Here is a 24,953-nt window from a genome sequence, read left to right as displayed (position 1 = left end):
GACCGTGGCCGACAACGACAACGCCCCTGCCGAGGACCTGCCCGGCGCCCGTCCGCGCGAAGCAGACGGAACCGCGCCGCGCCCTCTCTCCCCCGCTGCCCGCCGCGCGCTGGAGGAGGCGAACGAACGCCGCGCGAAGGCCACGCCCGGGCCTGGCAAGCCCGAGGAGGTGAACGGTCGCGACGGCCCCGAGCCGACGCGCTTCGGCGACTGGGAGAAGAACGGCATCATCTCCGACTTCTGACGTCTTCTGTAGGATTTAATGCGCGGGACCCTCGGGTGCTCCCCCGCTTTCATCGCGCCGTCGAATCTGATATAGGATTTTTGTCCTTTATCACGGTCGGCTCGCGATGCTGCTTCGCTCCACCCTTCTCGTCACCCTCCTCGCCGCCGGCGCGGCCTATGAGGCGCCGCCGCGCGAGATCGCCGGGCCGGTCGAGGCGCAGGTGATCCGGGTGCGCGACGGCGACACGGTGGAGGTCGCAGCCCATGTGTGGCCGATGCAGGCCGTGCATGTCGCCGTGCGCCTGCGCGGCATCGACGCGCCGGAACTGCGCGCGCGCTGCGAGGCCGAAAGCGACGCCGCCGAAAAGGCGAAGGCGCGCCTTGTCGCGCTGATCGGCGATGGCCCCGTGCATCTCCATCGCATCGCGGGCGACAAGTATTTCGGCCGCGTCCTCGCCGACATTTCCAGTGCCGGCGAGCCCGACGTCGCGCGCCGCCTCCTCGCCGAGGGCCTCGTCGCGCCTTACGAGGGCGGTCGGCGGCGGGACTGGTGCGTTACGCGCGGCTCTTGACCGGGCACGCGCCCGGTGCCAGATCGCATCGCAGAGAGGACGACCTCCCCCATTTCGGGACAGCGCTTCGGGACGGCCCGCTTTTGCGAGGGAGGCCCTCATGGCCTGGATCCTTCTTCTTCTGGCCGGCATGTTCGAAATCGTCTGGGCGAGCGCGATGAAGCTTTCGGCGGGCTTCACCCGCCCCGTGCCGACAGCGGCGATGATCGTCTTCATGTTCGCCAGCTTCTTCCTTCTGGCCGGCGCCATGCGCACCCTGCCGCTCGGCACGGCCTATGCCGTATGGACAGGCATCGGCGCCGTCGGCGCGCTCGTGGTCGGCATCGCGTTCTTCGGCGAGAGCGCTTCACCCATGCGCCTTGCGGCAGCCGCGATGATCGTCGGCGGCATCGCATTGATGAAGCTCGCCTCCACATCGTGATCGAGCCCGATTGGCGAGCGGCGCGAACGGCGCTATCGTAAGCGAGGCAAAGGGTTTCCCCAGCGTCCTTGGCATGTTCTGCGGAGGTGATGGCGATGAAGCATTTCGACCCGAAGACGGCGTCCGGCCCGTTGCGGCGGCTTGAGGCCTTGGTCCGGCACGCGGTGGAGGTGTTCCAGCCGCGTTTCGCCGTTCGGCTGTGGACCGGCGAGCGCCTCGGCCCACCGGACGGGCCGGTGGTGACGCTGAACGATCCGCTGGCCCTCGCCCATCTCCCCTTTCGGCCCCGCATCGACACGCTGATCGAACTCTGGATGGAGAAGGCGATCGACATCGAGGACGGGTCGATCTTCGACATCGCCGAGCTTCGTCCGAAGGTGAAGACGCGGGAGACCTTGCGAAAGCTCGACAAGTGGATGGTCGCGCGTTCGCTGCCCTCGCTCTTCCGCCTGCACAGGCAGGAGCGCTACGCCGCGCCGGAGGAGGGCGCCGACGCGCGCGCCAGCGGCTCGTCCAAGGCCGCGATCCAGTTCCACTACGATCTGTCGAACCGCTTCTACCAGACCTTCCTCGACGAACGGATGGTCTATTCCTGTGCCTATTTCGACGGCTGGCACGACGATATCGACAAGGCGCAGGCCGACAAGCTGGAGATGATCTGCCGCAAGCTGCGCCTTGCGGACGGGGATCGCTTCCTCGATGTCGGCTGCGGCTGGGGCGCGCTGCTCATTCACGCCGCCTCCACGCGCGACATCACCGCGCATGGCGTGACGCTCTCACAGGCCCAGTTCGACCTCGCCACCGAGCGCGTGGCGGCCGCCGGCCTGTCCGATCGCGTCACCATCGAGCTGAAGCCGTTCCAGGAACTGACCGGCACCTTCGACAAGATCGCCTCGATCGGCATGTTCGAGCATGTCGGCTTCGAGCACCACGACGAATACTTCAAGGCGATCCATCGCCTCCTTCGCCCGCGCGGGCTCTATCTCCACCACGCCATCACCCGCAGCGCCCGGCGCACCCTTCGCGAATTCCGAACCAAGCGCTCGCGCGAATACAAGGCGCTCACGCGCTACATCTTCCCCGGTGGCGAGCTCGACTTCATCGGCCATTCCGTCCAGAAGCTCGAGGAGCACAAGTTCGAGGTCCACGACGTCGAGAACTGGCGCGAGCATTACGGCCGCACCTGCCGGCTCTGGGCCGAGCGCCTGCAGGCCAATTTCGAGACGGCCGTCGCCGAGATCGGCGAGCCGAAGGCACGGCTGTGGCTGGTCTATCTCGCAGGCTGTTCGCTCGGCTTCGATTCCTCGACGGCGATGATCAACCAGACCCTCGCCTCCAAGCGCAAGCGCGGCCCCTCGGGCCTGCCGCCCACGCGCCGCGACCTCTATAGCTGAGGCCGCCCGCCCGGCTCTTCCCGCCTCGAGGGGTTCATCGCACGGCGATCCTGCGCTAGGAGCGGGCGCGGCAGGGCCACGGGCTCGGCCCCCATGCAACGCTTCAGCGAGCAATGCCTTGATCCGTGCCCTGTACGACTGGACGATGCGGCTCGCCGCGCGCCCGCGCGCGACCTACGCGCTCGGCATCGTCTCCTTCGCCGAAAGCTCGTTCTTCCCGATCCCGCCGGACGCGCTCCTCCTGCCGATGGTGCTGGCGCGCCCGAAGAGCGCGTGGTGGCTCGCCTTCGTCTGCACGGCGGCCTCGGTCGCGGGAGCGGTCGCCGGATATTTCATCGGCGCGCTGCTCTTCGAGAGCGTCGCCCGGCCGATCCTCACCCTTTACGGTTATGGCGACAAGTTTGCCGAATTCGCCGCCATGTACAACGAGTGGGGCGCGTGGATCGTCTTGATCGGCGGGCTGACGCCCTTCCCCTTCAAGGTCGTCACCATCGCCAGCGGCGCGACGGGTTTCAACCTCCTCGTTTTCGTCCTGTCCTCGATCGCGGCACGCGGCCTGCGCTTCTTCCTCGTCGCAGGGTTGCTGCGCTGGATCGGCCCGCCGATCCGTGACTTCATCGAGCGCCGCCTCGGCCTCGTCTTCACGCTTGGGCTGGTGCTCCTGATCGGCGGCTTCGCCGCGATCCGGTTCATCCACTGACGAGCGCGCAGGAGCCGTGACAAACGAAAAGGCCGCTTCCCGGTCCCGGGAAGCGGCCTCCGTGATGTCTGTCATGCCGGCGGGCTGACCCGCTGGATCGACAGTCCGAAGCTCAGAAGGAGGCTGCCCCTTCCGCACCACGAGACATGAAAGACCCGGCCGGCATTGGGAAATCACTCGACATCGGATCACCTCCTTCCATTACGTTGAACACGAGAAGAAGGATGGGGCCTCATCCCGCATTGCGCAAGGGGGTGGTCGGCGATCCGTCCATCCCGGCGCAACTGGGCGAGGCGGGTGCGCCGGCCCGGGTCCGCCCGGTTAGCTCATCCCCGCTTGTTCTGCCGGTTCTCCACCAGATCGTCGACAACGGCGGGGTCGGCCAGCGTCGAGGTGTCGCCGAGCGCGCCGAAATCATCCTCGGCGATCTTGCGCAGGATGCGGCGCATGATCTTGCCCGAGCGCGTCTTCGGAAGGCCGGGCGCGAACTGGATCTTGTCCGGCGAGGCGATGGCGCCGATGTCCTGTCTCACGTGAGACACAAGCTCCTTGCGAAGCTCGTCGGAGGGTTCGACACCCGCCATCAGCGTCACGTAGCAGTAGATGCCCTGCCCCTTGAGATCGTGCGGATAGCCGACGACGGCGGCCTCCGAGACCTTGTGATGGGCGACGAGCGAGGACTCGACCTCGGCCGTGCCCATACGGTGGCCCGAGACGTTCAGAACATCGTCGACGCGGCCGGTGATCCAGTAATAGCCGTCGGCATCGCGCCGCGCGCCGTCGCCGGTGAAGTACTTGTTCTCGTAGGTGGCGAAATAGGTCTGCTCGAAGCGCTCGTGGTCGCCGTAGACCGTGCGCATCTGGCCGGGCCACGAGTCCACGATGCACAGATTGCCGTCGGCTTCGCCCTCCAGCACCTTGCCTTCGTTGTCGACGATCTGCGGCTGCACGCCGAAGAAGGGCAGCGTCGCCGAACCGGGCTTGAGCGCCGTCGCGCCGGGCAGCGGCGTGATCAGGATGCCGCCCGTCTCGGTCTGCCACCAGGTGTCGACCACCGGGCAGCGCTCCTCGCCGACGACGCGGTAGTACCAAGTCCAGGCCTCCGGATTGATCGGCTCTCCCACCGAGCCGAGCACCCGCAGCGAGGCGCGCGAGGTCTTCCTCACCGGCTCGTCGCCCGCGCCCATCAGCGCGCGGATCGCCGTCGGCGCCGTGTAGAAGATGTTGACCTTGTGCTTGTCCACCACCTGCCAGCAGCGCGACTGGTCGGGATAGTTCGGCACGCCCTCGAACATCAGCGTCGTCGCGCCGTTGGCGAGCGGGCCGTAGACGATATAGCTGTGGCCCGTGACCCAGCCGACATCGGCGGTGCACCAGTAGACGTCGCCCGGCCGGTAGCCGAAGACGTATTGGTGCGTCATCGAGGCGTAGACGAGGTAGCCGCCCGTGGTGTGCAGCACGCCCTTCGGCTTGCCGGTCGAGCCCGAGGTGTAGAGGATGAACAGCGGATCCTCCGCGTTCATCTCCTCGGGCGCGCAGTCGGTGGAGGCGGCCTCGCGCGCCTCGTGCCACCACACGTCGCGCCCGTCCGTGAAGCCGACGTCGCCGCCGGTGCGCTTCACCACCAGCACCGTCTCGACGCTCTGGCCGGCCTCCTTCGCGATCTCGATCGCGCGGTCGGCGTTCTTCTTCAGGGGCACCGTGCGCCCGCCGCGATAGCCCTCGTCGGCGGTGATCAGGACCGACGAGCCGGCGCCCTCCAGCCGCCCGGCGAGCGCGTCCGGCGAGAAGCCGCCGAAGACGACGGAATGCACCGCGCCGACGCGCGCGCAGGCCAGCATCGCGTAGGCTGCCTCGGGGATCATCGGCATATAGAGGGTGACGCGATCGCCCTTCTTGACGCCACGCGCCTTAAGGACGTTCGCCATGCGGCAGACCTCCTCGTGGAGCTCCCGGTAGGTGATCGCCTTGGAATCCTTCGGGTCGTCGCCTTCCCACAGGATCGCGGTCTGGTCGGCCTTCTCAGTGAGATGCCGGTCGATGCAGTTCGCCGAGACGTTGAGCGTGCCGTCCTCGTACCATCTGATCGAGACGGCGCCGGGCGCGAAGGAGGTGTTCTTCACCTTGCTGAACGGCTTGATCCAGTCGACACGCTTGCCCTGCTCGCCCCAGAACCCGTCCGGGTCGGCGAGGCTCTTCTCGTACCATTCCCGATACTGGGCCTCGGAGATCAGCGCCCCGTTCTTCCACTCGTCCTTGATCTCGACGATCGCCTCGCTCATACGCGCCCTCCCTTGGCTGTGTCGTCTCCGTTCTAACAGGTCGCGACCGGTTTTGAAGTGCGTGCGCGTTCAGTCCCGGGGCGAGGGCACGCCGCCGCCGAGCGTGTCCTCGACGTAGAGGCGCTGGACGATCACCATGATCACGGCCATGAGCGGCACAGCGAGAATGAAGCCGCCGAGGCCGAAGAGAATGCCGAAGACGAGCTGCACCGTCAGCGTCAGAGCCGGCGGCAGCGAGGTCGCCCAGCGCTGGGCGATCGGCGTCGAGATATTGCTCTCGGCGCCTTGGATGAGGACGTAGACGCCAAGGCCCCACAACGCCATCGACGGACTGACCGACAGGCCCGTGAGGATGATCGGCACACCGGCCGCGAACGCGCCGATCGTCGGCACGAAGGCGAGAAGACCGGCCTGGAGCGCCAGCAGGAAGGCGTAGGGCATTCCGATGAGCCAGAGGCCGAACCAGCTGACGACAAAGACGGTCAGCATCGAGAACCCCTGGCCAAGCAGCCACATCTTGAGGTTCTGGGCCCCGTCGTCGATGGCGTTCGAGACCTTCTGGCGCTTGTCCCTGGGCAGGAGCGAGAGGAAACCGCGCTTGTAGACGCCGGGCTCCCAGACCGAGAAGGCGGCGAGGAAGAAGATCACGAAGATGTTGCCGAACGCGCCGCCGAGCGCGAACAGCGCGTTGCCGGCGGAGGCGACAATGCCGCCGGGCGCCGGCAGCATGTTGCCGAGACTCTGGGCGTTGATGCTTTCCAAGTCGATCGGCAGGCCGGCCTCCTGTGCGCGCGTCAGCAGGCTCTCGGCCTGCGAGACGACCGCCTGCACCAGCCGGCTGCCCTGCTGGAAGAGAGTCGCGCCGCCGAAGAAGAACAACGCGGCCAGCCCGACCAGCGTCAGGAGGAAGACGAGGATGAGCCCCACCTTGCGTGGCACACCGAGCCGGCCGAGGAGCGAGGCGAGCCCGTCGAAGATCGCCGCGAGAATCAATGCCGCGAACAGCAGGAAGAAGGCCGTCGAACTCGCGTAGATGACCGTCGCGATCAACAGGAAGGCGAGGACAATGCTGGTGACGACGACCGTGCGGCGCGCGATTTCAGACTTGGTAGGGGTTACGGACATCGAACGCACCTTCGCGGGGGCTCGGCGACGCGCGGCGCGCGCCTTCAGGCCGGCGCGAGGCTAGTTAGGGCGCCGGTTGCGCCGCAGTACAGGCGAAGGGCGTTATTCCCGCGCGTCGGAGAAGGCGGCCAAATGCGCCGCGATCCACGCGGCGAGCTCGGCCTCGGAGAGACGGCCGGCCGCCAGCGCGACCCAGGTCTCGATGACGACATCCGCTTCGGCGTCCAGCTCGAAGCCATTGAGGTTCAAGAAAACGCTCATCGCAGCTAAGGACGCTCGTTTGTTGGCATCGTTGAACGCGTGGTTCTTTGCGAGCCCGTAGGCGAGCGATGCTGCCAGCTCGGGCAGGGATGCGTCCGGTTCGTAATACGACTTATCATCTGGGCGTTGAACAGCCGACCCGAGCGCGTTCTCGTCACGGATTCCGCGAAGTCCGCCGTACCGCTCGACCATGTCGTCGTGAATGCGAACGATATCGCCGGCTGAAAGAAAGATGCGCTCGCTCACGCCTTGGCGAGACGTTTTAAAGCCTCACCATGCTTACGCACCGTGGCAGAAAGAGCCCTTTCGACGGCGTCGGCCCGGCTCTCTTGGCTAACGTCTCCAACGTTGCCGTTGCCCGAACCTCGCTTCTGAGGCTTCGCCACCTGATGCGTAATAGGTCTTGCGCCGATGGTCATGATCCGTTCCTTGCTCGACCACAATATAGCGTGTCGCAGCCTGCAAACCAAACAGCTCGCTACCGCTCGCCAAAAATCGCCGAGCCGACGCGCACGCTGGTCGCGCCGTGAGCGATGGCCGTCTCGAAGTCGCCGGACATACCCATCGACAGCTTCTCGACGCCCGCCTTCGTGGCGAGCCTTGCCAGCGTGTCGAAGAAGGGCGCGGGATCGCCTTCGAGGGGCGGAATGCACATCAGCCCTTCCACTTCCAGCCCATGCACCGTCCGGCAGCGCTCCACGAAGGCCGCCGCCTCGCCGGGCGCGATGCCGGCCTTCTGCGGTTCCTCCCCGATATTGACCTGCACGTAGAGGCGCGGGCGCCGCCCTTGTTTCGTCATCTCCTTGGCGAGTTCGCGGGCGATCTTCTCGCGGTCCACCGTCTCGATCACGTCGAACAGCGCCACAGCCTCGCCGGCCTTGTTGGACTGCAGCGGCCCGATGAGATGCAGTTCGACCCCGTCGAACTCCTCGCGCAGGCCCGGCCATTTGGCCTTCGCCTCCTGCACCTTGTTCTCCCCGAAGACGCGCTGGCCGGCCGCGAGAACCGGGCGGATGTCTTCAGCCTCGAAGGTCTTGGAGACGGCGACGAGCAGCACCGCGCCATCCCCTCGGCCGCTCGCCTCGGTCGCCCGCTCCACCCGCTCGCGGATGTTCTTCAGGCGCTCAGTGGATTCGTTCGTCATGCCGCTGCCGTTCGTATCGTCTGGAAATCGACGCGGGGAGCGCGTATGCCCTCCTGCGCAGGTAATGCTTACCTACCCTCAATCGCTTCCCCATATCGAGACCCAAGACCGCCTCATGCCGATCGAACGCTACAACGCGCGCAGCGCCGAACCGAAGTGGCAGGAGGCCTGGGCCGGGGCACGCATCTTCGAGACCGACGCGGAAGCGCCCGGCGAGACCTACTACGTCCTTGAGATGTTCCCCTATCCCTCCGGGCGCATTCACATGGGGCATGTACGCAACTATGCGATGGGCGACGTCGTCGCCCGCTACAAGCGCGCCAAGGGTTTCAACGTCCTGCATCCGATGGGCTGGGACGCCTTCGGCATGCCGGCCGAGAACGCCGCGATGCAGAACAAGGTCCACCCGGCCAAGTGGACCTACGAGAACATCGCGACGATGCGCAAGCAGCTGAAGTCGATGGGCCTGTCGCTCGACTGGTCCCGCGAATTCGCCACCTGCGACGTCGAATACTATCACCGCCAGCAGATGCTCTTCCTCGACATGCTGGAGAAGGGCCTTGCCTACCGCAAGAAGTCCAAGGTCAACTGGGACCCGGTCGACATGACCGTGCTCGCCAACGAGCAGGTGATCGACGGGCGCGGCTGGCGCTCGGGCGCGCTCGTCGAAAGCCGCGAGCTGACGCAGTGGTTCTTCCGCATCACCGATTTCGCCGAGGATCTCCTCTCCGCGCTCGACCACCTGCCGGGCTGGCCGGAGAAGGTGCGTGTGATGCAGAAGAACTGGATCGGCAAGTCGCAGGGCCTCTCCTTCGCATTCGGCCTGAAGGGTGCGCCCGAGGGCTTCGAGACGCTGCCGGTCTTCACCACCCGCGCCGACACCATGTACGGGCCGACCTTCGCGGCGATCGCCGCCGACCACCCGCTGGCCAGGGCGCTCGCCGAACGCGACCCCAAGGTCGCCGCCTTCGCGGAGGAATGCCGGCGCCATGGCACCTCGCAGGCCGAGATCGACACCGCCGAAAAGCTCGGCCTCGACACCGGCATCAAGGTCACGCATCCGGCCGACCCAAGCTGGGAGCTGCCGCTTTACATCGCCAATTTCGTGCTGATGGACTACGGCACAGGCGCCGTCATCGGCTGCCCTGCGCACGACCAGCGCGACCTCGACTTCGCGCGCAAATACGGCCTTCCGGTTCTCGACGTCTTCGTGCCGCTGGATTCGGATGAGCGCGTCACAGACACCGCCTTCGTGCCACCGAAGACGCAGGAAGTGCGCTACGTGCGCTGGGTCGGCGAGCCGGGCACGGTGCAGACCTGCCAGCAGGCGATGGATCGCTCTCTCGAAATCTTCGAGAAGGCCGGCTGGGGCCAGCGCGAGACGCAGTTCCGCCTGCGCGACTGGGGCGTCTCGCGCCAGCGCTACTGGGGCTGCCCGATCCCGGTCCTGCATTGCGAAGCCTGCGGCACCGTGCCGGAGGCGCGCGAGAACCTGCCGGTCAGGCTGCCGGACGACATCGACTTCGACAAGCCGGGCAATCCGCTGGATCGCCACCCCACCTGGCGCCGAGCGAAATGCCCGCAGTGCGGCAGCGATGCTTCACGTGAAACAGACACGATGGACACCTTCGTGGACTCCTCGTGGTACTACGCGCGCTTCACCGCGCCGCGTGCGCCCGAGCCCACCGTTCCCGCGATCGCCGATCGCTGGCTGCCGGTGGACCAGTATATCGGCGGCATCGAGCACGCGATCCTGCACCTCCTCTATTCGCGCTTCTTCACCAGGGCGATGAGCGCCACCGGCCACCTTTCGCTGGACGAGCCCTTCAAGGGCCTGTTCACGCAGGGCATGGTCGTCCACGAGACCTATCGGATCGTCGGCGAGAACGGCCGCGGCGAATGGGTGGCGCCGGCCGACATCGCCATCGAGGAGGTGGACGGCGTGCGCACCGCGCGGCGCCTCTCGACAGGCGAGCGCGTCGAGATCGGCTCCATCGAGAAGATGTCGAAGTCGAAGAAGAACGTCGTCGACCCGGACGACATCATCACCGGCTACGGCGCGGACACGGCGCGCTGGTTCATGCTGTCGGACTCCCCGCCCGAGCGGGACGTGATCTGGACCGAGGCCGGCGCCGAGGGTGCCCACCGCTTCGTACAGCGCGTTTGGCGCCTTGTCGCCGAGACGGCGGAGGCGCTGGGCGATACCGGCGGCGGCGATACCGGCGCGAGCCCGGCGGCCGACGAGGTTCGTCGCGCCGCGCATCGCACGGCCGCCGGCGTCGGCGACGACATCGAGCGCCTCGCCTTCAACAAGGCCGTGGCGCGGCTCTACGAGCTGGTGAACCTTCTGGCCGCGAGCCTCAAGCCCGAAGCGCTGGAGCGCGATCCGGCGCTGCGCACGGCTGCCCGCGAGGCGCTGTCCATCCTGACGCGGCTCGTCGCGCCGATGATGCCGCATCTGGCCGAGGAATGCTGGGCCGTGCTCGGCGAAGGCGGACTTGCGGCGCAGGCGCCATGGCCGACGGTCGATCCAGCGCTCCTCGTCGATGACGAGATCGTCCTGCCCGTCCAGGTCAACGGCAAGAAACGCGCGGACCTGCGGGTTTCGGCCGATGCGGCGCGCGAAGACGTGGAGCGTGCCGCGCTGGCTCTCGACGCGGTGAAGAACCTGTTGGATGGTGCGACACCCAAGCGTGTGGTCGTCGTTCCGGGAAGGATCGTCAATGTCGTTCTCTAGGTCGCACCCCGGCCCCTCGTCGTCCGGCCTGCGCCTCGCGGCGCTCGGTCTTGCGCTCGCGCTGTCGGCCTGCACGGCCGGGCCGCTCTACGGGCCGACCAGCGTCGATCCGGTGACCGGGCAGGGGCAGAGCGTTCTCGACCAGCTCGCCGGGCGCATCGACGTGCAGCTCGCCACGACCCGCACCGCGCAGATCGTGCGCAATTCGCTGCTCTTCCGCCTGAACGGCGCCGAAGGCGTGCGCGACCCGCTCTACGTCGTCGACCTCGCCGTGTCCGGCACCGAACAGGGCGTGTCGGTGCAGGGCGGCGGTTCGGGCGTGCCGACGGCCAGCATCTATTCCATGCGCGCCACCTATACGGTGCGACGCGTCTCCGACCGCGTGGTGCTCGGCACCGGGTCGCGCACGACGACGGCGCCCTTCGACCGTTCCGACCAGCTCTACGCCGCCCGCCGCGCGCTTCTCGACGCGCGCGACAATGCCGGCCGCGATCTCGCCGACCGCGTGGCGGCCGCCGTTCTACCCATCCTGCAGCGCGAGGCCTTCGCCGCGCCGCCGAGCTGATCAATGGCGCAGAAAAAGGCGGGCGAGGTCGACGGTTTCCTCTCCCGCCCCGACACCAGCTTCCCGATCGTCCTCCTCTACGGCCCCGATCCCGGTCTCGTTTCCGAGCGCGCGGACACCGTCGCGCGGCTGTCCGGCACCGACCTTTCCGACGCTTTCGCCGCCGTCTCGATGAACGCGGACGAACTGGAGCGCGACATCGGCCGCCTTTTCGACGAGGCCCGCACCGTTTCGATGTTCGGCGGGCGGCGGCTTATCCGCGTGCGCCACGCCGGCAACGGCAAGAACCTCGCCGATGCGGTGTCCGATCTCGCCGCCGCGCCGCCGGCCGAGACCACGATCGTCATCGAGGCGGGCGATCTGAAGAAGAATTCAGCGCTGCGCGTCAACGCCGAGCGCGGCCGCGCTTCGATCGCCTTGCCGTGTTTTCCTGACGAGGCCCGCGCTCTGGACCGCATGATCGACGAGGAGCTGGACCTGTCCGGTCTCGTGATCGAGCGCGCCGCCCGGGAGGCGCTGCGCCAGCGCCTCGGCGCGGACCGCCTCGCTTCGCGCGGCGAGGTCCGCAAACTGTGCCTTTATGCGCGCGGCCAGGCCGGGATCACCGAGGCGGACGTCATCGCCGTGGTCGGCGACGTTTCGCTCGATACGGTGGACGAGGCGATCGACGCGGCGGCCTGCGGCGACGTGCGCAAGATCCCCGAGCTGGTCGACCGGCTGATTTCCTCGGGGACGGCGAGCTTCCAGCTCCATCAGGGGCTGATGCGCTATTTCCACGGGCTCCTCTCGATGCGCCAGGAGGTCGAGCGCTCGGGCGCGACGCTCTCCTCCGTCGTCGAGCGCCGACGCCCGCATTTCCGCCGTCGTCAGGCGATGGAGACGGCGCTCGGCGCCTGGAGCGAGGACGAGATCGCCGATGTCCTGTCGCGGATCGAGGCCGACATTCTCGTCAGCCGCAAGGAGGCCGCCTTGTCGACGACGATCATGCGGCGCACGCTCGTCGATATCGGGGTCGGCGCCGCGCGCAACCGCACGCGGCGACGCTGATCGTCAGAGTTCGCGGATGCGCGGTTCCGACGCGGTGCGGCGCGCCTGCAGAAGCCGGCAGATGTCGTCGAGCTGGTCGAGATCGGCGAAGCTCAGCGACAGCCGCCCGCCACGTCCGGCGAGATCGATCGAAACCGGCATCGACAGCGCTTCCGTCAGAAGCGCCTCCAGTGCCAGCGTATCGGCGTCCTTCACGACGGCCGGCGCTTGCGGCGCGGGCATCACGCCCACCGGCGCCACCGGCTGCGGTGTTTTCGCCTTCGCGCCGCGTGGGCGCGCCTTGGGCGGAGCGGCCGTCTCGGTGCGTGCCGCCTCCTCGGCCTCGCGCACGCTGAGCCCGCCATCGGCGATGCGGCGTGCGAAGGCTTCCGGGTCGTCCATCGAGACCGCCGTGCGCGCGGCGCCCGCAGAGAGCTCGCCGCGCTCGACCATCGTCAGGACGGCTTCCGGCAGTTTCAGCAGGCGCAGCGTGTTGGCGACATGGCTTCGGCTCTTTCCCAGCACTTCCGCGAGATCGGCCTGCGTGTAGGCGTGCTCGTCCACGAGCATCTGGTAGCCGCGCGCCTCCTCGATGGCGTTGAGGTCGGCACGCTGGACGTTCTCGATGATCGCGATCTCGAGCGACTCGCGGTCGCCGATGGCGCGCACCACCACGGGAACCTCGGAGAGCCCCGCCGCCTTGGCGGCACGCCAGCGACGCTCACCCGCCACGATCTCATAGCCGGTCTCGCCGCCCGAAAGCTGGCGCACGAGGATCGGCTGCACGACGCCGTGAACCTTGATCGACGCCGTAAGGTCATCGAGGTCGGCCTGCGTGAACTGCCGACGCGGATTCTTCGGGTTCGGCGAAAGGCGGCCGATCTCGACCTTGCGCTCGCCCGCGCCTCCCGGTCCCGCGAAGGGCAGGGGCGTCCTGGGCCCCGCGCCCGCAGTGCCGCCCGCTCCGATCAGCGAAGCCAGACCGCGCCCGAGGCGCGCGCGCGACGTGTCCTCGCTCATCGGCCGGACCTCCGTGAAACTTTGTGGAACTGGATCGAAACGGACGTGAATCGAAATCTCATGCGGCGACCTGCTCGCGTTCGCGCTGAATGATTTCGGAGGCGAGTCGAATATAGGCCTGACTGCCAGTGCACTTCATGTCGTAGAGGATCGCCGGCTTGCCGAAGGACGGCGCTTCCGAAACGCGCACATTGCGCGGGATCACCGTCTCGTAGACATGCCGGCCCATATAGGCGCGGACGTCCTTGACCACCTGTGCGGCGAGATTGTTGCGGCCGTCATACATGGTGAGGACGATGCCATGCAGGCCGAGCGTGGGGTTCAGCGTGTCACGCACCTGCTCCACGGTTTCCAGAAGCTGGCTCAGACCTTCCAGCGCGAAGAACTCGCACTGCAGCGGCACGAGGATCGCGTCCGCGGCGGCCATCGCGTTGATCGTCAAGAGGTTCAGCGAGGGGGGGCAATCGATCAAGACGAAATCGAAGGCCGCATCCTCCATCCCGTGGAAGTGCAGGGCATCGCGCAGCCGGTAGGCACGACCGCCGGCACCAGCGATCTCCATCTCGACGCCCAGAAGGTCGAGCGTCGATGGGACGACGGAGAGATCGGGCACCGCGGTCGCCATCGCCGCCTGCGTGATCGAGGCGCGCTCCACGAGAACGTCGTAGGAAGAGGTCGCGCGGTCGTCCTTGTCGATCCCGAGGCCCGTCGAGGCGTTACCCTGCGGGTCAAGGTCGATCAGCAGCGTACGCTTGCCGATCGCGGCGAGCGCCGTCGCGAGATTGATGGCCGTGGTCGTCTTGCCGACGCCACCCTTCTGGTTGGCGATGGTAATGACGCGCATCGCAGGCCGTGTCGGAATGTCCACTTCACGTTTCCCGATGATCGAACCGCAGGCGGTTCGAGCGCCGTCTGGCGGCCCTCAGGCGCCGATGGGTCGAATGGAGCGCAGCTCCAGGACGACCGAGCCCTCTTCGCCCGTTGACGGATGCTTTACCATGTCGAAACGCCAATGGGCAGAGGCCTCTGCGATTTCGGCCTCATGTTGGCGCCCCTTGGGGAAAAGGCACCGCGTGTGGTCGCCGATATGGCCTGAAACGAAGCCGAGCAGGACATCCAGCGACGCGAGAGCGCGCGCGGTCACTACATCGGCCGTGGCCAATGCCGCTCCCGCCTGCTCGATCCGCTCGGCACGAACGTCCGCCGGGAGGGCCAGCTCGCGAATCACCGTGCGCAGGAAGGCCGCCTTCTTGCTGTTGCTCTCCACCAGCGTGACGCTCTGGCCGGGCTGTGCGTCTTTCGCTTTGATCGCGAGGACAAGACCCGGCAGCCCGCCGCCCGAGCCGAGATCGACGATCTTCGGCGCCGCTCCGACCAGCGGATAGAGCCGCAACCCTTCCTCCAGATGCCGCGACCACAGCGCATCCAGTGTCGATGGCGCGACCAGATTCGTCGTCTTCTGCCAAGCTCTCAGACGATCAGCGTAGTGATCCAGCCTTTCCAGCGTTTCACGTGAAACGCCGTTGCGGGAGAGAACTGCCGCGCGGTCCTGTGCCAGGCCTGTCGTCATGCCGCCACGCGCTTCGGTGTACGGAGAGCCATCAGCAGGATCGCCAACGCAGCCGGCGTCATTCCGTCGATCCGCTCCGCCTCGGCCAAGCTCGATGGCCGCCGGCGGGAGAGCTTTTCACGCAGTTCGTGAGACAGGCCCTTGAGCGCCGCGAAATTGAAATCCTGCGGGATCACCCGCTGCTCGTCGCGCTTGAGACGGAGCTGTTCGTTGCGTTGACGATCGAGATAGACGTCGTAGGTCGCCTCGATGGCGATGCGTTCTCGTGTCCGGCCCTCGATCCCGCTCAGCTCCGGCCAGATGCGTTGCAGCCGATCGAGGTCGACATCGCCATGCGACAGAAGCTGGAAGGCGTTGCGACGACGGCCGTCCTGGTTGATGGAAAGACCGTTCCTTTCCGCCTCGCTAGGCGTCAGGGTCAACCCTTCGAGCGTGGCGCGCGCTTCCGCGAGCCGCCTTTCGCTTGCCTCGAAAGCGCGTTCCCGCTCTGCTTCGACCAAACCGAGCGCGCTCCCGCGCGGCGTGAGGCGGCGATCGGCATTGTCGGCCCGCAGGGAAAGGCGGAACTCGGCGCGCGAGGTGAACATGCGATAGGGCTCGGTGACACCGGTCCGCGTGAGATCGTCGATCATCACGCCGATATAGGCCTCCTCGCGGCCGAAAACGGCGGGCTCCTGCCCACTCGCGCGTCGCGCGGCGTTCAGGCCGGCGACGAGACCCTGTGCAGCGGCCTCCTCATAGCCCGTCGTGCCGTTGATCTGCCCGGCAAGGAACAGCCCCTGCGGTGCCTTCCTCACCTCGAGCGAGCGCGAGAGTTCGCGCGGATCGACATGGTCGTATTCGATGGCATAGCCGGGCTTCAGGATGCGCACCCGTTCCAGCCCCGGAATGGAGCGCAGGAACGCATCCTGCACGTCCTCGGGAAGCGATGTCGAAAGACCGTTCGGGTAGACCGTATCATCGTCCAGTCCTTCCGGCTCCAGGAAGATCTGATGGCCTTCGCGGTCGCCGAACCGCACGATCTTGTCTTCGATCGACGGGCAGTAGCGCGGCCCGGTACCCGCGATCCGCCCGCCATACATTGCCGAGCGGTGCAGGTTGTCGCGAATGATCGCGTGGGTGCGTTCCGTGGTGCGCGTGATGCCGCAATCGATCTGTGGATTGGTGATCTTCTGCGTGAGATAGGAGAATGGCACCGGCTCGTCGTCGGGCGGCTGGCGATCGAGACCGGCCCAATCGATCGTCCGGCCGTCGAGCCGTGCGGGCGTGCCCGTCTTGAGACGCCCAAGCGAAACGCCGAAACCGCGCAGCGCGTCGGAAAGCCCGGTCGCAGGAGCCTCGCCCATCCGCCCCGCCGGGATCTGCGTCTCGCCGATATGGATCAGGCCGTTCAGGAACGTCCCGCTCGTCAGCACGACGGCGGCGCAGCCGAGCTCCCCGCCATCGCGCAGGCCGAGCGTCCAGCGACCGTCACGATGCGCCAATGACACCGCATCGCCCTCGACCACGGCCAGATTGTTCCGGGCGCGAATCATGTGCTGGACCGCCGAGCGATAGAGCTTGCGGTCGGCCTGCGTGCGAGGGCCGTGAACGGCCGGGCCCTTGCGCCGGTTGAGGATGCGGAACTGGATGCCCCCCGCATCGGCCGCGCGGCCCATGAGACCACCCAGCGCGTCGATCTCGCGGACCAGATGCCCTTTGCCGATGCCGCCGATTGCCGGATTGCAGCTCATCGCACCCACCGTCTCGAAGCGATGTGTCAGAAGCGCGGTGCGCGCACCGGCGCGCGCGGCGGCGTCCGCCGCCTCGCAGCCGGCATGTCCGCCGCCGATGACGACGACGTCGAAGTGGTGATCCTGAGCCATGCCCGCGTAGAAGCCGCGCGCGCCCCGCCTTGTCAACGATGGCGACGCATCACTTGCCGATACAGAACTGCGAGAAGATCACGTCGAGAAGGTCTTCCACGCCCTGGCGGCCGGTGAGCGCCTCCAACGCGCCGGCGGCGCGGCGCAGGTTTTCGGCGAGAATTTCCGGGGGAAGCGAAGCCGGCGGGGCTTCGCGCAGGATCGCCAGCGCCGCCTCCAGGGCCGCGCGGTGGCGCGCGCGGGTCGGCACCAGCAGGTCGGGATCGCCGGCGGCCTCTTGGGCGCGCGCCGCGATCAGACGCTCGAGTTGGCCGAGGCCGCTACCGGTCCTGACCGAGATCGCCAGCCCGGACAACTCCTCACCGTCAAGGTCAGCCTTGGACCGCAGGATCGCGAGGCGGTCCGGCTCGATCTGTTTCACGTGAATCTGCGCCTCGGCGAGCGGCTCTCCCGGCGGCACCAGCAGCAGAACGAGGTCGGCCCGCGCCATCGCATCGCGTGCCCGCGCGACCCCGATAGCCTCGACCGCGTCGGAAGTGTCGCGAAGGCCCGCCGTGTCGGTCAGCCGCACCAGGACGCCGCCGAGGTCGAGCGTCACCTCCACCAGATCGCGGGTGGTGCCGGGAATGTCCGTGACAATGGCGGCTTCCCGCCCCGCCAGCGCGTTGAGAAGGCTGGACTTGCCGGCATTGGGTGAACCGGCGAGCGCAACGCGAAAACCCTCGCGCATCAGTTCGCCGCGGCCGGCACCCGCAAGGTGAGCTTCGATCTCGGAAGCGAGCGTTTCCACCGCCTGGGCGACACCCTCCGCGACCTCGTCCGAGACCTCGCCTTCGTCGGCGAAATCGAAGTCGGCCTCGAGAAGCGCGCGGGCTTCGAGAAGTTGGCTGCCCCAGCCCTCGTAGAGCGCGCGCAACCGTCCACCGGTCTGCGTCAGCGCACGGCGGCGTTGACCGTCCGTTTCAGCGGCCAGAAGATCGGCGAGACCTTCCGCCTCCGTCAGGTCGATGCGGCCGTTGACGAAGGCGCGCCGGGTGAACTCGCCGGCTTCGGCGAGGCGGACGCCCGGCACCGCACAGGCCGCCGTTATGAAGGCCGAAACGGTCGCGCGGCTGCCGTGGAGATGGAATTCGGCGAGGTCTTCGCCTGTCACCGAATTCGGCCCTGGAAAGAACAGCACGAGGCCGCGATCAACGGTCTGGCCGTCGCTGTCGCGGATCGTGCGCAGGCTGGCGCGGCGCGCTTCCGGGACGCCTCCGGCAAGGTTCACGAGGAGATCGCGCGCACCGGGGCCGCTGGCCCGCAGGACGGCGACGCCCGAGGGAAGGGCGCCGCTGGACAAGGCGACGATCGTTTCGCCGGCGAATCCAGCGCCGGAGTTGAAGGCTTCAGAGATCGACAATTGTCGCGTCCAGGACGGATCGCAGGCTGTCGGGCACGGCCTCGAACACATGGAACGGCGTTCCCGCCGCGGCCCAGACGGCTGGGAAGCCGAGAAGCGTGCGGTCCATATAGATAGGCAGCGCGCCCGAGGCGCCGAGCGGCGAGACACCGCCGATGGCAAAGCCCGTCGCCTCGCGGACGAAAGCCGCATCCGGGCGCTCTACGGCCTCGCCCAGCCAGCCGGCGGCGCGGGCCTCGTCGACGCGATTGGCGCCCGACACGAGGATCATCACCGCCCGGCCGCTGGAAGCGCCACGAAAGACGAGGCTCTTCACGATCTGCGCGGGCGAGGTGCCGACGGCGTCCGCCGCCTCCTGTGCGGTGCGGGCGCTCGTCGCCGTCTTCACCACGCGGATCGGCAGGCCCTTTTGCATCGCCGCCATCTCGACACGGCGCACGGCGTCCGGCAGGTCGGTCGGGTCGCTCATCGCAGGCTCCTTGAACGAAAAAGGACGCCCGCTCGAAAGCGGGCGCCCTTCGATAGACCAAGCGTTGCGCGTTCGAAAGGACGCACGGCGCATGGATGCAAAGTGGTCGAGCGACCTTTGTGCGCCCGATGGGACGCACGGCGCTCTACGCGATCAGGTGTTCATCGAATCGAAGAAGTCCGAATTCGTCTTGGTCTGCTTGAGCTTGTCGTTGAGGAACTCGATCGCGTCCGTCGTGCCCATCGGGGCGAGGATGCGACGCAGGACGAAGATCTTCTGCAGATCCTGGCGCGGCACCAGGAGGTCCTCCTTGCGCGTGCCGGACTTGAGGATGTCCATCGCCGGGAAGGTCCGCTTGTCGGCGACCTTGCGGTCGAGCACGATCTCGGAGTTGCCGGTGCCCTTGAACTCCTCGAAGATCACCTCGTCCATGCGCGAACCGGTATCGATCAGCGCGGTCGCGATGATCGTCAGCGAGCCGCCTTCCTCGATGTTGCGCGCGGCGCCGAAAAAGCGCTTCGGGCGCTGCAGGGCGTTGGCGTCGACGCCGCCCGTCAGCACCTTGCCGGAAGAGGGCACGGTGGTGTTGTAGGCGCGGCCGAGGCGGGTGATCGAATCGAGCAGGATGACGACGTCGCGGCCGTGCTCGACGAGGCGCTTGGCCTTCTCGATGACCATCTCGGCGACCTGCACGTGCCGGCTCGCCGGCTCGTCGAAGGTGGAGGAGACGACCTCACCCTTCACCGAGCGCTGCATGTCCGTCACTTCCTCGGGGCGCTCGTCGATGAGGAGCACGATGAGGTAGCATTCCGGATGGTTGGCGGTGATCGAGTGGGCGATGTTCTGCAGGAGCACCGTCTTGCCGGTACGCGGCGGGGCGACGATCAGTGCGCGCTGGCCCTTGCCGAGCGGCGCGACGAGATCGATGACGCGGGCCGACAGATCCTTCTTCGTCGGATCCGGATGCTCCATCTTGAAGCGTTCGTTCGGGTAGAGCGGAGTCAGATTGTCGAAATGGCTCTTGTGGCGGATCTTCTCGGGGTCGTCGAAATTGATCGTGTTGACCTTGAGAAGCGCGAAATAGCGCTCGCCGTCCTTCGGCCCACGGATCGGGCCTTCCACGGTGTCGCCGGTCTTGAGCTGGAAGCGGCGAAGCTGCGAGGGCGAGATGTAGATGTCGTCGGGGCCGGGCAGATAGTTGGCTTCCGGCGAGCGCAGGAAGCCGAAGCCGTCCTGCAGGATCTCGACGACGCCTTCGCCGATGATCTCGATCTCCTGCGCCGCAAGGCGCTTGAGAATGGCGAAAAGAAGTTCCTGCTTGCGAAGGACCGAGGCGTTCTCGACCTCGTTCTCCTCGGCGAAGGCCACCAGCTCGGCGGCGGTCTTGTTCTTGAGGTCCTGGAGTTTGATCTCAGGCATGTTCGTCTAGGCTCCGTCCCGGCGATCCGTCGGATCGGGGGACAAGTGATCGCGGGGAATGGATTGCAGGCCTGAAAGCGTAAGCGACTGTCGGCGATGCAAAGTGAACGCGAAGATCGGGGGCATGGATGCCGGCCCGACGCGTTCGAAAGGCGGGAGCCCATGATATAACGCCGGCCATGCGCATGCGCAAGCCGGCGTCGTTTCACGTGAATCAGCCGGAGCGGTGCCGGCGAGCTCGTCTCAGGCGAGAAAGAAGATCAGGCCGGAGAGGGCAAAGCCCATGAGCCCGACGAGGGTCTGCATCACCGTCCAGGTCTTGAAGGTCGTCTTCACGTCCATCTGGAAGAAGCGGCCGACAAGCCAGAAGCCCGAATCGTTCACATGGGAGAGCATCACGGATCCCGCCGCGAGAGACAGGACGATCGCGGCGAGTTGCACGCCCTCGTAGCCGGAGGCCGCGATCGCCGGCTGGACGAGGCCGGCCGCCGTGATGAGAGCAACGGTTGCCGAGCCCTGTGCAACACGCAGCGCAGTGGCGATGACGAAGCCCGCGACGAAGACCGGCAGGCCGACGCCATCCAGCGCGGAGGCCAGCGCGTCACCGATGCCGGAAGCGCGCAGGACACCGCCGAACATGCCCCCCGCGCCGGTGATGAGGATGATGGAACAGACCGGGCCGAGCGCCGAATCAAGGCTCGACTCGACCTCGTTGGCGCTGCGCCCGCGCCGCACGCCGATGACGTAGGACGCTACCAGCACCGCGACGAGCAGCGCGACCGGCGTCGAGCCGACGGCGCGTGCGATGCCGAACCATTCGGCGTCGGCGTTCACCCAGCCCTGCGCGCGGGCGAAGTCGAGGCCAGTGTTGAGGAAGATGAGGGCCAAGGGCAGCAGCAGCAGGCCGACCACCGTCGCCGGGCTTGGCGGATCGGTGCGATCCTCGACCTGCGGGCCGCCGGACAGGATGTCGGGCACGGGCAGGACGATGCGCTTGCCGATCCACAGGCCGAAGAGCTGACCGGCAACGATCCAGGTCGGGATAGCGACGAGGAGGCCCACGAGGATCAGGAGGCCGGCATCGGCGCCCAGAAGCTCGGAGGCGGCGACGGGGCCGGGATGCGGCGGCACGAAGACGTGCATGACCGAGAAGGCCGTCGCGACGGGAATACCGTAGCGCAGGAGACCCCCACCGAGGCGCCGCGCGACGGTGAAGACGATCGGCAGCATCACGACGAGGCCCGCGTCGAAGAAGATCGGGAAGCCGAAGATCAGCGAGGCTATGCCGAGCGCGAGGGGAGCGCGCTTGTCTCCGAAGCGCGCGATCAGCCCGTCGGCCAGCGCCTGCGCGCCGCCCGAAACCTCGAGAAGCCGGCCGAGCATGGCGCCCAGCGCCACGAGCAGGGCCACGCCGCCGAGCGTCGATCCGAAGGCCGTCGTCAGCGTCGAGATGATCTGGCTGCCCGGAATGCCAGCCGCGAGCGCCGTCAGGAGGCTGACGAGGATCAGCGTGATGAAGGCGTGGATGCGGAAATAGATGATGAGGACGAGGATCAGGGCGATCGCCCCCGCGGCGATCCCCAGAAGGGGCCCCGCGCCCATGGTCTGTTCGAAGCCGTTCACGGCATATCCCTCCGAAAGGCCTCTAGCGGGCCGGAATGTTGCACCCGAAGGCGAGAGTGTCAGTCCTTGCCGGCAAGGCCCATGGCCTCGATGGCGCGCTCGATGACGATTTCGGGCGCGGCATCGACCGTCACCTTCACGCCGTCCTCGTCCGCGCCGAGTTCCTCCAGCGCGGAGAACTGCGAGGCGAGAAGCGAGGCGGGCATGTAGTGGCCCTTGCGCTTGGCAAGCCGGCCCGCCACCGTTTCCTGATCGATCACGAGCTCCAGGAAGCGCACGCGCGCGTCCGCCTCGCGCAGAACGTCGCGATAGCGGCGCTTGAGCGCCGAGCACGTCAGCACCGTATCCTCGCCGCCGCGCGCCTTCTCGCTGATCCAGTCCCGGAGCGTCTCGAGCCAGGGCGCGCGGTCGTCGTCGTCGAGGGGAATGCCGTTCGACATCTTCTCGATATTTGCCGGCGGATGGAATTCGTCCGCCTCGGCGAAGGCGAGCCCGAGGTGGTTCGCGATGCCTTCGGCCGTCGTCGTCTTGCCGACGCCGGACGGCCCCATCACGATGATCGAGAAGCGTTCGGGTCTGCTGTCCGCCATGTCTCTCCCTTCCCGCTCAGAGCGGTCCGCGAAAAACGAAGACGGCACCGGCAAAAATCAAGCCAAAGCCGACGAAATGGTTCAACGTCAAGCGCTCGCCGAGAAACCACACCGAAAAGATCGCGAAGACGAGGAGGGTGATCACCTCCTGGATCGTCTTCAGTTCGGCCGCCGAATAGACCTGATGGCCGATGCGGTTGGCGGGCACGGCCAGGCAGTATTCGAAGAAGGCGATGCCCCAGCTCGCAGCGATGACGAGCATCAGCGGCTTGTTCTCGAACCTCAGGTGCCCGTACCAGGCGAAGGTCATGAAAACGTTGGAGGCGAGGAGAAGCAGGATCGGCGCGAGCGCGGGCCAGGAGATCATCGCGGAGGCTCACAAAAGGAGAGGGCCCGGTCGACGCCGGGCCCCCCCTCCATCCTACGCCTCGTCGAAGAAGTCCACGGAGCCATCGAGATCGTTCGGCACCAACGATCTTCGGCTTCCCGGCTTCGGAGGCCTGGCCGAGCAGCAGCCAGAGCCGCTGTGGTGCGAGGCGAAAGCCTCAGAACGGCTTGACGATGACGAGAATGACGATCGCGACCATCAAGACCGCCGGCACCTCGTTCAGGATGCGCCAGTGTCTAGCCGACTTGACGTTGCGGTCGCGCGCGAAGCGCTTGCGCGAGGCCGAGAGATAGCCGTGGATGCCCGAGAGCACGACGACGAGCGCGATCTTGGCGTGCAGCCAGCCCCCCTGAAAGGCGAAGACGTTCCAGGCGAGCCAGAGACCGGCGATCCAGGTGACGATCATGGCGGGGTTGATGATGCCGTTCATCAGGCGCCGCTCCATGACCTTGAAGGTCGCGGACAGCGGCGAACCGGGGCCGGCCTCGGCGTGGTAGACGAACAGGCGCGGCAGATAGAGCATCCCCGCCATCCAGGAGATCACCGCCACGACATGCAGCGCGGTGACCCAGAGCGAGGCCGAGAGCGGCACGAAGCCGAACAGGACGACGGCGAGGACGAGCCCGCCAATGCCGGCGATCATGCCCGAGCGATCCCTCGCGGGACGATCAGGGGCCGGACGGTCTGTGTCATGGGCGGCGGTCATCGATGTCTCGCGAATATCCTGGAACGGTTCGAGACTGAGTAACGCGCCGCCGGCGGGAATCCAACGGGGCGTTTTGCCCGACGCCAGTCCCGCAGCGCTATCCGCGCAGGCGCTTCAAGAGCGCCTCGACATGGGCGATCGGTGCGTCAGGCGTGATGCCGTGGCCGAGATTGAAGATCAGGGGGCCGCCGCCGAGCGCCTCCAGGATGGCATCGACGCCTTCCTCCAGCGCCCGCCCGCCGGCGATGAGGCGGAGCGGATCGAGATTGCCCTGCACGGGGCCCTGCCTCTGGAGTTCGGCCGCGTGGCTGAAGGGCACCGACCAGTCGAGCCCGATCGCCGTGACGCCCGTGCCCTCGCGATAGGCCGAAAGAAGCGGCCCGGCGCCCTTGGCAAAGCCGATGATCTTCGCACCCGGCACGGCGGCGCGCACGCGCTCCACGATCGCGCGCGTCGGCGCGACGGAGAAGCGCTGGAAGGAAATCTCGTCGAGGACGCCCGCCCAGGAATCGAAGATCTGCACGCAGTCCGCGCCAGCCTTCAACTGGCGGATCAGATAGTCCGCGCTCATCTCGGCCAGGAGGGAGAGGAGCTTTTCCATCGCCTCGGGCTCGCGATAGGCGAAGAGCCTCGCGGGCGCCTGGTCCGGTGTCCCGCGCCCCGCGATCATGTAGGTCGCGACCGTCCAGGGCGCGCCGCAGAAGCCGATCAGCGCCGTCTCGTCCGGAAGTTCGGCGCGCAGGCGGCCGACGGTCTCGATGACCGGGGCGAGATGCGCCTCAGCCCGCGAGGGATCGAGCGCGGCGATCTCGTGCGCGGCGATCGGGTCCATGCGCGGCCCCTCCCCTTGCACGAAGCGCACGTTGCGCGAGAGCGCATCGGGGATGACGAGAATGTCGGAGAAGAGGATCGCGGCATCGAAGCCGAAGCGGCGGATCGGCTGGAGCGTCACCTCGCTCGCGAGATCGGGATTGTAGCACAGTTCAAGGAAGCCGCCGGCCTTCTCACGCGTCGCCCGGTATTCGGGAAGGTAGCGCCCCGCCTGGCGCATCAGCCAGACCGGAGGCGGGAGAAGGCTCTCGCCCTCGAGGACGCGAAGAAGCTTGCGGCTGGTCATGAAGGTCCTGCTCGTTTCCCGGCTGAGGGATGCCGGACGCCAGCGTGTCTCGCACAGGCTCCCATAGAAAAGAAATTCTTAAAGAGAGAGATTTCTGATTCTATGACTCGGTGGATCACGGGAATTCACAGCCGCGAGCGAGGCTGTCCCCTCTGACGCAGGGGCCGTCGGGCCGGCGCTGCGCCGTGCGGACACGCGCTGCGGAAAACAGGCCAGTTGCTAGCAGATTCAAGGCGATCTGCCGGGAGAGGCTGCGGGGACAGTCGTGGAAGAGTGTCTCGGCTGGGCGAACCCGGCGGGCGATTCGTCCACGATCCACAGAAGCGCCCGGC

25 protein-coding genes are annotated in these 24,953 nt (G+C 67.2%); 8 read left to right on the top strand and 17 right to left on the bottom strand.

Annotated elements, in window-relative coordinates:
- The first annotated feature begins 4 nt into the window (after positions 1-4).
- The 5 genes from H1343_RS01320 to H1343_RS01300 all read left to right on the top strand — a co-directional run bounded on the left by H1343_RS01320 (position 5) and on the right by H1343_RS01300 (position 3,312).
- Complete coding sequence (locus tag H1343_RS01320; RefSeq protein WP_185984206.1) at positions 5-244, top strand: DUF1674 domain-containing protein; 240 nt, start codon at positions 5-7, stop codon at positions 242-244.
- A 106-nt stretch (positions 245-350) separates the two neighbouring features.
- Positions 351-797, top strand: coding sequence for a thermonuclease family protein (locus H1343_RS01315; protein ID WP_185984205.1), 447 nt, complete (start codon positions 351-353; stop codon positions 795-797).
- Between the two features lie 100 nt (positions 798-897).
- Positions 898-1,218, top strand: coding sequence for a DMT family transporter (locus tag H1343_RS01310; protein ID WP_185984204.1), 321 nt, complete (start codon positions 898-900; stop codon positions 1,216-1,218).
- Between the two features lie 95 nt (positions 1,219-1,313).
- Complete coding sequence (locus tag H1343_RS01305) at positions 1,314-2,612, top strand: SAM-dependent methyltransferase (RefSeq protein WP_185984203.1); 1,299 nt, start codon at positions 1,314-1,316, stop codon at positions 2,610-2,612.
- Positions 2,613-2,730: 118 nt separating this feature from the next.
- Positions 2,731-3,312, top strand: coding sequence for a YqaA family protein (locus tag H1343_RS01300; RefSeq protein WP_185984202.1), 582 nt, complete (start codon positions 2,731-2,733; stop codon positions 3,310-3,312).
- Between the two features lie 326 nt (positions 3,313-3,638).
- Here H1343_RS01300 and acs read toward each other — a convergent pair whose 3' ends face one another.
- The 5 genes from acs to H1343_RS01275 form a co-directional block, all read right to left on the bottom strand.
- A complete protein-coding gene (gene acs / locus H1343_RS01295) occupies positions 3,639-5,594 on the bottom strand; it encodes an acetate--CoA ligase (protein WP_185984201.1) in 1,956 nt (651 codons plus the stop codon).
- A 69-nt stretch (positions 5,595-5,663) separates the two neighbouring features.
- Positions 5,664-6,719 carry an AI-2E family transporter gene (locus H1343_RS01290; RefSeq protein ID WP_185984200.1) on the bottom strand — a complete coding sequence of 352 codons (1,056 nt, stop codon included), beginning with the start codon at positions 6,717-6,719 and terminating at the stop codon, positions 5,664-5,666.
- Between the two features lie 102 nt (positions 6,720-6,821).
- Positions 6,822-7,226, bottom strand: coding sequence for a type II toxin-antitoxin system death-on-curing family toxin (locus H1343_RS01285; RefSeq protein ID WP_210270059.1), 405 nt, complete (start codon positions 7,224-7,226; stop codon positions 6,822-6,824).
- On the bottom strand, positions 7,223-7,399 hold the full coding sequence (locus H1343_RS01280) for a hypothetical protein (protein ID WP_185984199.1): 177 nt from the start codon (positions 7,397-7,399) through the stop codon (positions 7,223-7,225). Before H1343_RS01280 ends, H1343_RS01285 begins: the two co-directional genes overlap by 4 nt.
- A 59-nt stretch (positions 7,400-7,458) precedes the next feature.
- Entirely contained in the window at positions 7,459-8,124 is a 666-nt protein-coding gene (locus H1343_RS01275) for a YggS family pyridoxal phosphate-dependent enzyme (RefSeq protein ID WP_185984198.1), read from the bottom strand.
- Positions 8,125-8,239: 115 nt separating this feature from the next.
- Here H1343_RS01275 and leuS point away from each other — a divergent pair, with 115 nt between their 5' ends.
- From leuS to holA, 3 genes are read left to right on the top strand one after another with little or no spacing between them, the layout of a single operon-like run.
- Positions 8,240-10,861 (top strand): leucine--tRNA ligase, encoded by a 2,622-nt coding sequence (gene leuS / locus H1343_RS01270; protein WP_185984197.1) that lies wholly within the window; start codon positions 8,240-8,242, stop codon positions 10,859-10,861.
- On the top strand, positions 10,848-11,426 hold the full coding sequence (locus tag H1343_RS01265; RefSeq protein ID WP_185984196.1) for a hypothetical protein: 579 nt from the start codon (positions 10,848-10,850) through the stop codon (positions 11,424-11,426). The genes leuS and H1343_RS01265 overlap by 14 nt, the downstream gene beginning before the upstream one ends.
- 3 nt (positions 11,427-11,429) lie before the next feature.
- Positions 11,430-12,473, top strand: a complete 1,044-nt coding sequence (gene holA, locus H1343_RS01260; protein WP_185984195.1) for a DNA polymerase III subunit delta — start codon at positions 11,430-11,432, stop codon at positions 12,471-12,473.
- Between the two features lie 3 nt (positions 12,474-12,476).
- Here the strand turns inward: holA and H1343_RS01255 are convergent, their stop codons facing one another.
- The 12 genes from H1343_RS01255 to hemE all read right to left on the bottom strand — a co-directional run bounded on the left by H1343_RS01255 (position 12,477) and on the right by hemE (position 24,621).
- A complete protein-coding gene (locus tag H1343_RS01255) occupies positions 12,477-13,472 on the bottom strand; it encodes a ParB/RepB/Spo0J family partition protein (protein WP_185984194.1) in 996 nt (331 codons plus the stop codon).
- Positions 13,473-13,530: 58 nt separating this feature from the next.
- A complete protein-coding gene (locus tag H1343_RS01250; RefSeq protein WP_185985405.1) occupies positions 13,531-14,316 on the bottom strand; it encodes a ParA family protein in 786 nt (261 codons plus the stop codon).
- A gap of 78 nt (positions 14,317-14,394) precedes the next feature.
- Complete coding sequence (rsmG, locus tag H1343_RS01245) at positions 14,395-15,042, bottom strand: 16S rRNA (guanine(527)-N(7))-methyltransferase RsmG (protein WP_185984193.1); 648 nt, start codon at positions 15,040-15,042, stop codon at positions 14,395-14,397.
- Positions 15,039-16,907, bottom strand: coding sequence for a tRNA uridine-5-carboxymethylaminomethyl(34) synthesis enzyme MnmG (mnmG, locus tag H1343_RS01240; protein ID WP_185985404.1), 1,869 nt, complete (start codon positions 16,905-16,907; stop codon positions 15,039-15,041). The genes rsmG and mnmG overlap by 4 nt, the downstream gene beginning before the upstream one ends.
- A gap of 49 nt (positions 16,908-16,956) precedes the next feature.
- Complete coding sequence (mnmE, locus tag H1343_RS01235) at positions 16,957-18,249, bottom strand: tRNA uridine-5-carboxymethylaminomethyl(34) synthesis GTPase MnmE (protein WP_246333187.1); 1,293 nt, start codon at positions 18,247-18,249, stop codon at positions 16,957-16,959.
- A gap of 46 nt (positions 18,250-18,295) precedes the next feature.
- The gene (locus H1343_RS01230; protein WP_185984191.1) at positions 18,296-18,778 is read right to left on the bottom strand and encodes a YbaK/EbsC family protein; all 483 of its coding nucleotides are present in this window, start codon (positions 18,776-18,778) and stop codon (positions 18,296-18,298) included.
- A gap of 153 nt (positions 18,779-18,931) precedes the next feature.
- Positions 18,932-20,197: a transcription termination factor Rho gene (rho, locus tag H1343_RS01225; protein ID WP_185984190.1), complete on the bottom strand. Its 1,266-nt coding sequence runs from the start codon at positions 20,195-20,197 to the stop codon at positions 18,932-18,934.
- Between the two features lie 243 nt (positions 20,198-20,440).
- Entirely contained in the window at positions 20,441-21,820 is a 1,380-nt protein-coding gene (locus tag H1343_RS01220; RefSeq protein ID WP_210270058.1) for a GntP family permease, read from the bottom strand.
- A 59-nt stretch (positions 21,821-21,879) separates the two neighbouring features.
- The gene (locus H1343_RS01215; RefSeq protein ID WP_185984189.1) at positions 21,880-22,410 is read right to left on the bottom strand and encodes a gluconokinase; all 531 of its coding nucleotides are present in this window, start codon (positions 22,408-22,410) and stop codon (positions 21,880-21,882) included.
- Positions 22,411-22,426: 16 nt separating this feature from the next.
- Complete coding sequence (locus H1343_RS01210) at positions 22,427-22,777, bottom strand: DMT family protein (protein WP_185984188.1); 351 nt, start codon at positions 22,775-22,777, stop codon at positions 22,427-22,429.
- A 178-nt stretch (positions 22,778-22,955) separates the two neighbouring features.
- Positions 22,956-23,441, bottom strand: coding sequence for a protoporphyrinogen oxidase HemJ (gene hemJ, locus H1343_RS01205; protein ID WP_185984187.1), 486 nt, complete (start codon positions 23,439-23,441; stop codon positions 22,956-22,958).
- A 160-nt stretch (positions 23,442-23,601) separates the two neighbouring features.
- Positions 23,602-24,621 (bottom strand): uroporphyrinogen decarboxylase, encoded by a 1,020-nt coding sequence (gene hemE, locus H1343_RS01200; protein WP_185984186.1) that lies wholly within the window; start codon positions 24,619-24,621, stop codon positions 23,602-23,604.
- Positions 24,622-24,953: the final 332 nt, after the last annotated feature.

It is taken from the genome of Aureimonas mangrovi, assembly GCF_014058705.1.
GTDB lineage: Bacteria > Pseudomonadota > Alphaproteobacteria > Rhizobiales > Rhizobiaceae > Aureimonas > Aureimonas mangrovi.
This window is presented reverse-complemented; position numbering and strand designations above follow the sequence as displayed.